Source organism: Elusimicrobiota bacterium (genome assembly GCA_016706425.1).
Lineage (GTDB): Bacteria > Elusimicrobiota > Elusimicrobia > FEN-1173 > FEN-1173 > JADJJR01.
The window spans coordinates 1,308,744-1,321,004 of sequence record JADJJR010000001.1; the positions used below are offsets into that span (position 1 = coordinate 1,308,744).

The window sequence follows — 12,261 nt, forward strand, 5'->3', positions numbered from 1 at the left end:
ATTTGAGTTTAACACGGCCCCCCCTTGACGTCAAGCCTAAGATGGCGTAGAAATACCAGGTGGATAACGCAAATTCCCGCGGAGGGCTGTCATGATCACCAACAGCATGTTTGGTCTGGGCGTTTTGGCTTTGGGTATTTTGGGGGTCATTGTTTCGCTCTCCATCGCGGACCGGCGGCGATTTTTGACGGGGATTTTATTGTCGGGGTTGATCGTTTTGATCGGGGGGGGATTCCTGGTCAACACCAGCCTGCGCGAGTGGCGCACGGCCCGCCGCATCGCCAAAATTCGGGAAGCGAACCGAAAAACCCTGGAAGAGTACCGCCGTCGTCTTCAGGACAACAACGCCCAAACCACCGCCGCGGCGCCTCGAACAACGGTGGCCACCGTCCCCGCGGCGGAACGTCCCACCCCGGCCGCCCGTCCCGCCCCGGCCGCCCGTCCCGCCCCGGCCGCCCGTCCCGCCCGCCGCTGATCCCGGCCTCCCTTTGGTTTTCTCGGTCATCCTGTTCGGGGCCGGGTTGGACAAGCTTTACGAAGCCGTCGCTTTCCTGGCCGCGGCCCGGGCCCGCGGTCAAATCCCCTTGCTTTTTCTCCGTGGACCCGCTCTCCAGGCCCACGTTCACAACCGGTGGTCCGCGCCCCGGGGTTTGAAAGCGTCGCGGTTGTCCTTCAACCACCAATCCCCCCAGGCCCTCCTCGACGAATTGCGGACCCACGGCGCGCGCGTTTACGCCTGCTCCGCCTGGGCGCATCTGTCGGACCTCGCCCCCGCGACGGTGGCGGCCCGCGTGGACGCCGTGATCGGCCTGAACGCCTTTTTGGCCCAGTCTCAGGGCGGGCCCCTTTTGCATTTATAAAGCGGTAAAATACATCCATGAGCACGGCCCCTCCCTCCGATATCGTCGCTGAAATCAAGCGCCTCGCGCGCGAAAGAAACGCGATCCTGCTCGCCCACAATTACCAATTGGGCGATATACAGGACGTCGCGGATTTCGTGGGCGATTCCCTGGCGCTCTCCCAACGGGCGGCCACCACGCCGGCCGATGTGATCGTGTTTTGCGGGGTGCATTTCATGGCCGAAACGGCGGCCATCCTCGCCCCCGCCAAAACGGTGCTGTTGCCCGATTTAGAGGCCGGGTGCTCCCTGGCCGCTTCCGCGGACGTGGAGGCCGTGCGCGCCTGGAAGGCCCGCCACCCCGGGGCGGTGGTCGTGGCCTACGTGAACACCTCGGCCGCGGTCAAGGCCGAAGCCGACTATTGTTGCACCTCATCGAACGCGGTGCGGGTCGTGCAGGCGGTTCCGGCCGACAAAGAAATTTTGTTTCTGCCCGATATGTACCTGGGCCAGTTCGTCCGCGAGAAAACAGGCCGGTCGATCCACCTGTGGCCCGGGTCCTGCCACGTGCACTTCAACATTAGCGACGCGGATCTGGAGGCGGAACGGCGGGCGCACCCCGGCGCGGAACTGTTGGTCCACCCGGAATGCGGTTGCTTAATGGGTGCCCTGAAACACGCGGATTTCGTCGCCTCCACGAGCGGGATGGTTCGGCGCGCGCGGGAGTCCGCCGCGAAAACGTTCCTCGTCGCCACCGAAACGGGCATCCTGCACACCATGCGCAAGGAAAACCCGGGGAAAACTTTCCTGCCCGTGGCCCGGGCGGCCCAGTGTGAATTCATGAAGAAAATCACCCTGGAAAAAGTGTTGTGGTCGCTACAGGACATGAAACACCGCATCACGGTGCCGGCCGACGTGGCCGCGAAAGCCCGCCGCGCCATCGAGCGCATGGTGGCGATTCCGGCGTCGTGATACGCCTCCTGTTTTTTGCGCAATTGGCGGAGCGCGCCGGCGCGGACGAGATGTCCGTGCCCCACCGGCCGACCCCGGGCGCCCTCGTCGCGTCGCGCGTGGATCTGTCGTTTGTCAAACCCGCGGGGGCGCGGGTGGCGGTCAATCGCGCCTGGTCCCATTGGGACGCGCCCCTTGCGGACGGCGATGAAGTCGCGTTCCTGCCGCCGAACACGGCCCTTTGATGGGATTCCTGGTCGCGGGGCCCATCGATGTGGAGGCCCTGGAGGAGAGCGCCCGCCGGACGGAACCCGGCGCGGTGATTTCGTTTCAGGGCGTGGTTCGCCCCGACCGCACGCCCCGGGGGGACGTGGCCGCTCTGGAATTTTCAGCCTACGCGGCCATGGCCGAAGAGGAAATGGAGCGCGTGCTGGCCGAAGTCCGGACGCGTTGGCCCGAAGCCCACGCCCTGTGCCATCACCGGCTGGGGCGGGTGCCCGTGGGGGAAACAAGCCTCTTTTTGGTTTTGAGCGCCCCCGAGACGCCCCAGGCGTTCCAGGCCTGCCATTTCACCTTGGAGCAAATGCGCGCCCGGGTGCCGATTTGGAAAAAGGACGTGTTCACGGACGGTTCCGCCTGTTGGTCCGCTTCGCACCGCGAAACACTCTTAATCTCGGACAGCGTGTTGTCCTACCCGCCCTCGTGACCGCCTGGATTTTTTCTTCTGAACCCGATGTTTTTCCCTGGTCCCGGGTGGAGAAAGAGAAGGCCGTGCGTTGGGACGGCATCCGGGGGCCGCTGGCACGAAAAAATTTAAAAACCGTCGCGGTTGGCGAAAGAATATACGGGTACCATTCCACGCCGGAGAAGGCCTTGGTGTGCGAAGCCCGAGTGGCCCGCGCGGCGTACCCCGACCCCGCGGACGCGGATTGGCTCGCTCTGGACGTGTCCTTCGCCCGGTGGTTGCCTCGGCCGGTGCCCCTGGCGGTGTTGCGGTCGGCACCCGTTTTGAAGTTCATGGATTTTTTACGGATCCCCCGGTTGTCGGTGGCGCCTGTCTCCGCAGCCCAGGAGCGGGTCCTGCGTGCGCTCATTCAAAAGGAGATGCCCCGTGTTAAACATTGGCGACAAAGCCCCGGCCTTCGCGGCCGAGGACCAATACGGTAAGACCATCCGTTTGGCGGACTTGAAGGGAAAAACGGTGGTCTTGTATTTTTACCCCAAGGATCTGACCCCCGGTTGCACCATCGAGGCCCGCGCTTTCGAAAAAGGCCTCGCCGCGATCAAAAAGAAGGGGGCCGTGGTGCTGGGAGTGAGCAAGGACGGTGTCGCCTCCCACAAAAAATTCGCCGATAAGCACGGGCTGTCGTTTTCGCTTCTGGCGGACGAAGACCTCGGCCTCATCAAGGCCTACGGCGCCTGGGGCGAGCGGTCCCTTTACGGCCGAAAATTCATGGGCACGTTGCGCATCACCTACGTGATCGGGCCGAAGGGGACGGTTCGAGCGGCTTTCCCCAAGGTCAAACCGGCCGAGCACGCGGCGGAAGTTTTGGCCGCAATATAGGGGTTTAGGTATATTGCCCCCGTGGGTCGATGCCTCGACAATACCCTTCGAAAATAGTAAGGTATCATCACAATGATGCCAATGGCTCCGATCATCGATCCCAATCTGCGCGAAAAAAACATTTCCGGTTTGACCGAAGAACTTTTGGTCCAAATCGGCGAGGACCCTCAACGTCCCGGGCTGTTGCGCACCCCCGAAAGGGTGGCCAAGGCCTGGCAGGAACTCACCGCGGGTTACAGGGTGGATGTCGATAAATTGATCAACGGCGCGCTCTTCGACGAGGCCTGCAGCGAGATGGTCGTGGTCCGGGACATCCAATTTTTCTCCCTTTGCGAACATCATCTTTTGCCGTTCTTCGGCGTTTGCCACGTGGCCTATTTGCCCCAGGGGAAAATCCTGGGTTTGTCCAAAATCCCAAAATTGGTGAAGGCGTTCGCGCGGCGTCTCCAAGTACAGGAGCGGCTGACGAACGAAATCGCCGAAACGCTGATGGCGAAGGTCAATCCCCTCGGGGTGGGTGTGGTGATGGAAGCCCGGCACATGTGTATGGAGATGCGCGGGGCGGAGAGTCTCAGCAGCCCGACCGCGACCAGCGCCATGGTGGGCGCGTTCCGGTCCGACGCGCGCACGCGCGACGAATTTCTCTCCCTCATATTTCGACGACGATGACCGCCGTCCGGCCGGAGCGCCCGGTGCGGGCGGTCCTGTTTGATTTGGACGGGACTCTCGTGGACAGCCGGGCGGACATCGCTCTGTCGGTGAACCACACGTTGACGGCGCTGGGGTTCGCGTCCTTGCCCGTGGAGACCGTCCAGCGTTACGTGGGCGACGGTGTGCGGCAACTTTTGACGCGATCGGCGGGGGCCCTGGACGCGGCCACGATGGAGCGGGCGCTGGGGCTTTTCCTGCCGCACTATTTGGCTCATTGCGTCGACACGACGCGGCTTTACCCCGGTGTGCGCGAAACCCTTGACGGGTTGGCGGACCGGAAGTTGGCGGTGATCACCAACAAGCCCGCCGCCCACACCGAAAAGACACTTGCGGCCGTGGGTTTGACGGCGCGGTTTCCGGTGGTGTTTGCGGGCGACAGTTTGCCCCACAAAAAGCCCCGCCCGGAACCCCTGTGGGAGGCCCTGCGAAGAATGGAGACGTCTCCCGCGGAGGCCCTGATGGTGGGGGACAGCCGCATCGACATCGACGCGGCGCGCGCCGCGGGCGTGCGGGTGGCGGCCGTGACCTACGGGTTCCGCCCCAAGGACGAACTGGCCGCCGCGTTCCCGGATTTTTTGCTGGACCGTTTTGATCAATTGATGGAGGTCGTTCGGTGAAATTGAACCAAGAGCAGGTTTTGCGGTATTCGCGCCACCTCATCATGCCGGAAGTGGGCGTGGAAGGGCAGGAAAAACTTGTGGCGGCGAAGGTGCTGTTGATCGGGGCGGGGGGGTTGGGGAGTCCCAACGCTTTGTATCTGGCCGCGGCGGGCGTGGGCACCTTGGGGATCGTGGATTTCGACACCGTCGACCACACCAACCTCCACCGCCAGGTCATTCACGGCACGGGCGACGTGGGGAAATTGAAGGTCGAAAGCGCGCGGGAAACGATCCACGACCTCAACCCCAACGTCGTGGTGAAGCCTTACACCGTGCCCCTCACCCGCGAGACCGCCCTCGATATCATGAAAAACTACGATGTGATCATCGACGGCACGGACAATTTTCAAACCCGTTACCTCACGAACGACGCCTGCGTGTTCCTGAAAAAACCCAACGTCTACGCGTCGATTTTTCGCTTCGACGGCCAGGCGACGGTGTTCCAGCCGGGCAATCCCGAGAGCCCCTGCTACCGCTGCCTCTACCCCGAACCGCCGCCTCCGGGAGAGGTGCCGTCCTGCGCCGAAGGCGGGGTGTTGGGCATTCTTCCCGGGTTGGTGGGGCTTATCCAGGCCACCGAGGCCATCAAGTTGATCCTCGGCCGCGGCCGGTCCCTTGTCGGGCGCTTGCTGTTGTTTAATGCGCTGGAGATGACTTTTGACGAATTGAAAATACGGCGTAACCCCCGCTGCCCCGTCTGCGGGGACGCCCCGACGATCAAGGAATTGATCGATTACGATCAGTTCTGTGGGGTGGGCCGGGCAAACGAAAAATCGCCGGAGGCGACCATGTCGGACATCACCGTCAAGGAACTGAAAGCCCGCTTGGACCGGAAGGACAAATTCACGCTGGTGGATGTGCGCGAGCCGAACGAATTTGAAATCGCGCGCATTCCGGGCGCGCGCCTTTTGCCGCTCAGCGAACTGCAAAACCGCGCGCACGAGTTGGACACGGCCGACGACATCGTCGTCCATTGCAAGTCCGGCGTGCGCAGCCTCAAAGCCATCGCCGCCTTGAAACAAATGGGCTTCAAAAAGCTGACCAACGTCAAGGGCGGCATCCTCGCCTGGTCCGACGAGATCGATTCCGCGGTGCCAAAGTACTGAGCGAACGTGTCGCCCAAAAACCTTGAAGAACTCGCCCGCGCGCTGCGGGTGTCGCGGCGAACGGTGTCTCGCGTGCTGGCCCAGTCGCCGAACGTCGCGGCCAAGGAGCGCGCGCGCATCGAGAAGTATTTGGCCCGGGTTAAATACGTGCCGAACATGGCGGCCGCCCACCTCGCGGCCGGGCGCACCAACGTCTTGGGGCTGGTCCTGCCCACGTCCATTTCCCAGTCGATCGACGATTACGTGCTGCGCCTCATCAAGGGCGTGTTCCTCACGGCGGAAGCGCGCCGCCACCGACTCATGTTTTTTTCCTTCACCCCGTTGGTCGAGGACGACCTGCGCGCCCTGTTCCGGAGCCGCACGGTGGGGGGGCTTCTGTTTGCTTTCGTGGGGGAACCGGAATTTCAAATTCTCCGCGCGCTGCGGCGCGAAGGCTGCCCGGTCGCTCTCTTGAACACGGTGGCCGACGATTTGGATTCCTTTGATTGCGACAACGAAACGGGGGGGCATATGGCCACCCGGCACTTGATCGAAACGGGACGGCGGCGCATCGCTTTCGTGCACGGAGACCCCGGTTGGTTCAGTTCCAGCGAGCGGTTTCGGGGTTACCGACGCGCGCTCCAATCGGCTCGCATTCCTTTCGACCCGTCGCTGGTGTTTCGCGGCTTGTTTGACATGAACAAGGCGGAGACGTTGACGCCGACGCTTTTAAAGGCGCGGCCCGATGCGGTCTTTGCCGCCAACGATTTGATGGCCCTGGGTTTGGCGACCGGGTTCCGGCGGGCCGGGGTGCGGATTCCGAAAGATATCGCTTTGATCGGGTTCGACGACATCCCCACGGTCGGTCTGCCTGTTTTGGAAACGCCCATTTCCTCCGTCCATCAGCCCGTTCAGGCGATCGCGGCGGCGGCCGCGAACCGATTGATGGACTTGATGGCCGTGAAGAGCCTTCCCAAGCCGGTCCATAAACTGTTCGCGCCGGAACTGCGCGTGCGCGCCAGCTCGGTCCGAAACCCGTGACCACGACGGCGCCCTTGGGCGTGGGGCTTCTGGACCGGATCGGGAACACCCCGCTCCTCCGGTTGGAGCGGTTGTCCCGGTGGGTGCCAGCGGGCGTGCGGATTTACGCCAAGGCGGAATTCACGAACCCCGGCGGGTCCGTCAAGGATCGCGCCGCCAGAAACATGGTGCTGGAGGCTTTGAAATCGGGGGAACTCACGAAGGACAAAGTCCTTTTGGACGCCACCTCGGGCAACACCGGCATCGCCTACGCGATGATCGGCGCGGCTTTGGGCATTCGCGTGGAGCTCGTCATGCCGCAAAACGCCTCCGAGAAAAGCCGCATCGCCGAAGCCTTCGGGGCCAAGGTGATCTACACCGACCCGTTGGAAGGCACGGACGGGGCCCAAACCGAAGCCAAACGCCTCTACGACGCCGACCCAGGGCGATTCTACCTGCCCGACCAATACAACAACCCCAACAATTGGAAGGCCCATTACAAAACGACCGCCGAGGAAATCTGGAGGCAAACCGAAGGGAGCATCACCCACTTCGTGGCGGGAATCGGGACCAGCGGCACTTTGATGGGCACCGGCCGCCGGCTGAAGGAATTGAACCCCCGGATTCAAATTGTCGCGGTGGAGCCCGCCACTCCCCTTCACGGTTTGGAGGGGCTGAAACACATGGAAACCTCGATCGTGCCGGGCATCTACGACCCGGCGGCCCACGACCGGAAGGTCTCGGTGTTCACCGAGGACGCCTACGAAATGTGCTGCCGCATGGCCCGCGAAGAGGGAATTCTCGTCGGCTATTCTTGCGGCGCGGCCATGCAAGGGGCCTTTGAGGTGGCTTCGGGCCTTCAAGAGGGCGTGGTGGTCACCGTCCTGGCGGATTCGGGCGAACGCTACATGAAGACACGCTATTGGGACGAATTGCTGGACAACTTCGAGGATTTCATGAAGGACCGCGAACTGTGAGCTTGTCCTGGACACCCGCCGTGGCGGCCGCCCTCCGCCCCTGGGCCGAAGGTTGTTATCCTTTTGAGGGGTGCGGCGTGCTCGTGGGAACCGACGACGGGCGCGGCGGTCGTCGGGCCGTCCGGTTCGTGCCGTTGGGCAACGTGCTGCGTTCCAGAGAAAGGGCCGCGGCGGGCGTTTTGGAAACCGCCGCCCAAACGCTGGGCGCACGCGCGGAATCCCAGGGCCAATTCGAATTCGTGATGGACCCCGCCGAGTTCAACCGCGCCGCGCTCGACGCGGCGCGCGACGGTTTGGACGTGGTCGGCGTCTTGCACACCCACCCGGACCACCCGGCCCGTCCGAGTGCCACCGACGCCGCGCAACCCTTTTTGGCCGGCTGGTCGAACGTGATCGTCAAGGTGGACCAGGGCCGTTTTGTGGAGGCGCGGTCGTGGTTCCGCGCCGAGGAGTCGGCGCCTTTCGCGGAAGAGCCGATCGAGGAAAAATAAGGAGAACCCGATGCCGAAGACACTGCCCGTTTTTGTCGAAGCCGAGATCCGCCAAATGGAAGAAGCGATCCGCGAGTTGAAGGCCGGTAAAATGGACCCGGAGGATTTCCGCAAATTCCGTCTCAACAACGGGATCTACGGCATCCGTAACCAAACGGACAAACAGATGATCCGCATCAAGGTGCCCTTTGGGCAATTGACGCCGGATCAGCTGGAGAGCATGGCGGACGTGACCGAAACCTTCGCGCCGTCCAAGGCGGGCCACTTCACCACCCGGCAAAATTTGCAGATTCACATGATCCCCTTGGAAGACACGCCGAAAGTCATGCGCCGCGTGGCCGAATCGGGGCTCACCCCCCGGGAGGGCTGCGGGAACACGGTCCGGAACATCACCGCGAACCCCTATTCCGGCGTCGAACCGGGCGAGGTCTTCGACGTGGCCCCCTACGCGGACGCGGCGTTCCTGTTTTTCCTGCGCAATCCGCTCAGCGCCAACATGCCCCGAAAATTCAAGATGGCTTTCGAATCCTCCCCCCGGGACACGGCCTTGACGCCCATCCACGACATGGCTTTCGTCGCCGACATCCGCGGCGGCGTGCGGGGTTTCCGCACCTACGTGGGGGGCGGCCTGGGGGCCACGCCCCAGGTGGCCATCCGGCTCGAGGACTTCACCCCGGCCGACGTTTTGTTACCAACCATTGAGGCGGTGATCCGGCTGTTTGATCGTTTCGGCGAGCGCCAAGACAAACTGCACGCGCGCATCAAGTTCCTCGTCAAAAAATGGGGCGCCGAGGAGTTCCGCAAGCGCTTCCTAACGGAGCGCAAGGCGGTTCTCGCCACGCGGGCCGGCTCCATCGATTGGACTTACCCTGTGACGGAAGAGAGCGCCCCGCCCGTTCCGTCGATTGCGGGGGTCGCGGCGGCGCCGGGGTTCGACCGCTGGAAGGCGACCAACGTCGCGGCACAAAAACAGGCCGGCTACAGCTGGGCCACGGTGGTGTTGCCCCTGGGCGACATCACGGCCGTCCAAATGCGGCAATTGGCCGACCTGTCCCGTCGGTTCAACGGCGGCCGACTGCGAACGACGATCGAGCAGAATTTCCTGTTGCGCTGGGTGCGCAATGAGCACCTGCCGGCCCTGCACGCCGAATTGGTCAAGATCGGTTTGTCGGAAGCGGGCGCGGGTCGTTTTTCCGACATCACCCGCTGCCCCGGCGCCGACACCTGCCAGATCGCCGTCACCAAATCGCGGGAATTGGCCAAAGCCCTGGCGGCGTTGTTTCAAAACGGACTTGCCGGGGAAGCCGATTTGGAAGGCCTCCATGTGAAGATCTCGGGCTGCACAAACTCCTGCGGCCAGCACCACATCGGGACTTTGGGTTTTTACGGCACCTACCGGAAAGTCAACGAGCGGTCCGTGCCCCATTACATGATGCTCATGGGGGGGTCGACCAAAGAGGGGGAAGCCAAGTTCGGCCAGGTGGTGGGGGCCATTCCCGCCCGGCTCGTGCCGGGTGCCGTTAAGAAACTTGTGGCGACTTATAAGGCCGAGCGCCAGGGCGCGGAGCTGTTCGCCGGGTGGTTGGACCGTGCGGGCAAAGCCCGCGTGAAGGAACTTGTTCAGGAATTCACCACCTTGCCGCCCTACGACCAAGACCCAACCCTCTACTTCGACTGGGGCGATACCAAGGATTTTGTCGCCGAGATCGGTGTCGGCGAGTGCGCCGCGTAGATCTCGCCCGGTACGCCCGCCAAATCCTCCTGCCCGAGGTGGGGGGAGGGGGTCAGTTGAAACTCTCCAAAGCCCGGGTGCTGATTGTGGGCGCGGGGGGGCTCGGTTCTCCCGCCGCCCTCTATCTCGCGGGGGCCGGCGTCGGCCAATTGACGTTGATTGACAACGATCCGGTGGACCTCACCAACCTCCATCGTCAAATCCTGCATGGAACCCCCGACCTGGGAACCCCCAAGGTCCTCTCGGCCCGGCGGCGGTTGACCCATCTCAACCCCGGCGTGCGGGTCAAACCGCTCAACAAACGATTGACTTCCCGGAACGTCGATGCCGTTTTTAAAATACAGGATTTGATTCTGGACGGTTCAGACAACTTTGATACGCGATACCTCGTGAACGACGCCGCGGTTCGACACCGCGTGCCGCTGGTTTGGGGGGCGGTGCTGCGATGGGAGGGTCAAGCCATGACGGTCGTGCCGGGCCGATCGGCCTGCTACCGCTGTTTGTTTCCCGAACCCCCGGACCCGGCCGTGGCCCAATCCTGCGCGGACGGAGGGGTGTTGGGCCCGATCGCCGGTGTCGTCGGGGCGCTGATGGCGGCGGAGGCAGTGAAAGTCCTTTTGGGGGTGGGCGTGCCCTTGACCGGGCGCTTGCTTCAATACGACGGGCGCGCGGCGCGGTTTCGGGAGCGCGCCGCGAACCGCCGAGGGAACTGTTCCTCCTGCGGAGGCCGCGATGTCCATTGAAGCGGTCCTCTTGATCGTCGCGGTCCTCCTGGCCGCCAGTGTGCTCATCAGCAAAGCCTCGGAACGCTTCGGCGTTCCAACGATGTTGATTTTTTTAGCGGTGGGCATGCTGGCCGGTTCGGAAGGGGTGGGGGGCATCTACTTCGACAACCCCCGTCTGGCCCAGGCGGCGGGCACCGTGGCCTTGGTGTACATTCTTTTCGCCGGAGGCCTTGAAACCCAATGGGCGGTGGTGCGGCCGGTGTGGCGATCGGGGCTCGCCCTGGCCACGCTCGGTGTTTTGATCACCGCCCTGTTCGTGGGCGTGTTCGCCTCCGTGGCCCTCGATTTTACGGCGTTGGAGGGGCTGTTGCTCGGGTCCATCGTGGCGTCCACCGACGCCGCGGCTGTTTTCGCCATCCTCAAATCCAAAAGCGTTCGTCTTAAAGGGACCCTGCGTCCTCTGTTGGAACTGGAATCGGGAAGCAACGATCCCATGGCGGTGTTTTTAACGGTAGGGACACTGGGGTTGATCCTGGCCACGTCCCGATCGGCCTTGGCCCTTCTTCCGGCTTTCGTCCTCCAAATGGGACTGGGTTTTGGACTGGGCGCCGGGTTCGGTTGGGCCATAAAAGCGTTGTTGAACCGGGTGGCTCTGGGTTACGAGGGACTCTACCCCGTCCTGACTCTGGCGATGGTTTTGCTCGCCTACGCGGTCACCGCCCTTGCCGGGGGCAACGGTTTTCTGGGGGTGTATATCGCCGGCATTTTCCTGGGCAACACCAATTTCATTCATAAACGCAGTCTGGTCCAATTTCACGACGGGTTGGCTTGGCTCATGCAAATCGGAATGTTCCTCACGCTGGGCCTGCTCGTCTTTCCGAGCCAATTGGTGGCGGTGGTCGGGGCGGGACTGGCCGTGGCCGCGTTCCTCATCCTTCTGGCCCGGCCCGCGGCAATTTTTCTCTGCCTCTGGGGACGGCGCTTTTCGCTCCGGGAAAAGACTTTGGTTTCCTGGGTGGGTCTGCGCGGGGCCGTGCCGATCGTCTTGGCGACGTTTCCACTGGTGGCGGGGTTGCCCAAGTCGGAGATGATTTTCAACATCGTGTTTTTCGTCGTGTTGACCTCGGGCCTCGTGCAGGGCATGACAATCCCTTGGATGGCAAGGCGCTTGGGCCTTGAAGCCCCAGCGGGAGACCCCCGGCGGATCCCTCTTCAATTGGACGTTCCCTTGGCGGGGGGCACGCATTTGGAGGATTTCATCTTGCCCTACCAATCGTCCCATGTCGGAAAGACCTTGGTGGCGCTCAACATGCCCAAGGACAGCCTGATCGCTTTAATCGGAAGGGGAGACCAGTTCCTTGTTCCGGACGGGGGCACCGTGTTGGAGGCCGGTGACGTTCTCTGGGTGTTGGTGAGCGACGCGAGTTTGGGACGGGTGCGGGGAATTTTAACGGAAATCCGGTCCCCTGTAGGATGAATTGAAAATAGGGGGTGGCGGGGATAGTTTT

16 protein-coding genes are annotated in these 12,261 nt (G+C 62.9%); all 16 read left to right on the top strand.

Annotated elements, in window-relative coordinates; translation table 11 throughout:
* Nucleotides 1-91: 91 nt before the first annotated feature.
* Nucleotides 92-475, top strand: a complete 384-nt coding sequence (locus IPI56_05175) for a hypothetical protein (GenBank protein MBK7545126.1) — start codon at nucleotides 92-94, stop codon at nucleotides 473-475.
* A 13-nt stretch (nucleotides 476-488) separates the two neighbouring features.
* A complete protein-coding gene (locus IPI56_05180; GenBank protein ID MBK7545127.1) occupies nucleotides 489-860 on the top strand; it encodes a hypothetical protein in 372 nt (123 codons plus the stop codon).
* A gap of 17 nt (nucleotides 861-877) precedes the next feature.
* Complete coding sequence (gene nadA / locus IPI56_05185) at nucleotides 878-1,810, top strand: quinolinate synthase NadA (protein ID MBK7545128.1); 933 nt, start codon at nucleotides 878-880, stop codon at nucleotides 1,808-1,810.
* Nucleotides 1,807-2,034 (top strand): MoaD/ThiS family protein, encoded by a 228-nt coding sequence (locus IPI56_05190; protein MBK7545129.1) that lies wholly within the window; start codon nucleotides 1,807-1,809, stop codon nucleotides 2,032-2,034. Before nadA ends, IPI56_05190 begins: the two co-directional genes overlap by 4 nt.
* The gene (locus IPI56_05195; protein MBK7545130.1) at nucleotides 2,034-2,495 is read left to right on the top strand and encodes a molybdenum cofactor biosynthesis protein MoaE; all 462 of its coding nucleotides are present in this window, start codon (nucleotides 2,034-2,036) and stop codon (nucleotides 2,493-2,495) included. The genes IPI56_05190 and IPI56_05195 overlap by 1 nt, the downstream gene beginning before the upstream one ends.
* Entirely contained in the window at nucleotides 2,492-2,956 is a 465-nt protein-coding gene (locus tag IPI56_05200; protein ID MBK7545131.1) for an EVE domain-containing protein, read from the top strand. The genes IPI56_05195 and IPI56_05200 overlap by 4 nt, the downstream gene beginning before the upstream one ends.
* The gene (bcp, locus tag IPI56_05205; protein ID MBK7545132.1) at nucleotides 2,901-3,353 is read left to right on the top strand and encodes a thioredoxin-dependent thiol peroxidase; all 453 of its coding nucleotides are present in this window, start codon (nucleotides 2,901-2,903) and stop codon (nucleotides 3,351-3,353) included. Before IPI56_05200 ends, bcp begins: the two co-directional genes overlap by 56 nt.
* An 81-nt stretch (nucleotides 3,354-3,434) precedes the next feature.
* A complete protein-coding gene (gene folE / locus IPI56_05210) occupies nucleotides 3,435-4,022 on the top strand; it encodes a GTP cyclohydrolase I FolE (protein ID MBK7545133.1) in 588 nt (195 codons plus the stop codon).
* Nucleotides 4,019-4,681 carry an HAD-IA family hydrolase gene (locus IPI56_05215; protein MBK7545134.1) on the top strand — a complete coding sequence of 221 codons (663 nt, stop codon included), beginning with the start codon at nucleotides 4,019-4,021 and terminating at the stop codon, nucleotides 4,679-4,681. Before folE ends, IPI56_05215 begins: the two co-directional genes overlap by 4 nt.
* Nucleotides 4,678-5,829: a molybdopterin-synthase adenylyltransferase MoeB gene (gene moeB, locus IPI56_05220; GenBank protein MBK7545135.1), complete on the top strand. Its 1,152-nt coding sequence runs from the start codon at nucleotides 4,678-4,680 to the stop codon at nucleotides 5,827-5,829. The genes IPI56_05215 and moeB overlap by 4 nt, the downstream gene beginning before the upstream one ends.
* 6 nt (nucleotides 5,830-5,835) lie before the next feature.
* Nucleotides 5,836-6,849 carry a LacI family DNA-binding transcriptional regulator gene (locus tag IPI56_05225; GenBank protein ID MBK7545136.1) on the top strand — a complete coding sequence of 338 codons (1,014 nt, stop codon included), beginning with the start codon at nucleotides 5,836-5,838 and terminating at the stop codon, nucleotides 6,847-6,849.
* Nucleotides 6,846-7,805, top strand: a complete 960-nt coding sequence (locus IPI56_05230) for a cysteine synthase family protein (protein ID MBK7545137.1) — start codon at nucleotides 6,846-6,848, stop codon at nucleotides 7,803-7,805. Before IPI56_05225 ends, IPI56_05230 begins: the two co-directional genes overlap by 4 nt.
* Nucleotides 7,802-8,296 carry a M67 family metallopeptidase gene (locus IPI56_05235; GenBank protein MBK7545138.1) on the top strand — a complete coding sequence of 165 codons (495 nt, stop codon included), beginning with the start codon at nucleotides 7,802-7,804 and terminating at the stop codon, nucleotides 8,294-8,296. Before IPI56_05230 ends, IPI56_05235 begins: the two co-directional genes overlap by 4 nt.
* Before the next feature lie 10 nt (nucleotides 8,297-8,306).
* A complete protein-coding gene (locus IPI56_05240) occupies nucleotides 8,307-10,028 on the top strand; it encodes a nitrite/sulfite reductase (GenBank protein MBK7545139.1) in 1,722 nt (573 codons plus the stop codon).
* Nucleotides 9,923-10,771: a HesA/MoeB/ThiF family protein gene (locus IPI56_05245; protein ID MBK7545140.1), complete on the top strand. Its 849-nt coding sequence runs from the start codon at nucleotides 9,923-9,925 to the stop codon at nucleotides 10,769-10,771. The genes IPI56_05240 and IPI56_05245 overlap by 106 nt, the downstream gene beginning before the upstream one ends.
* A complete protein-coding gene (locus IPI56_05250; GenBank protein ID MBK7545141.1) occupies nucleotides 10,761-12,230 on the top strand; it encodes a potassium/proton antiporter in 1,470 nt (489 codons plus the stop codon). Before IPI56_05245 ends, IPI56_05250 begins: the two co-directional genes overlap by 11 nt.
* The last annotated feature ends 31 nt before the right edge of the window (nucleotides 12,231-12,261 follow it).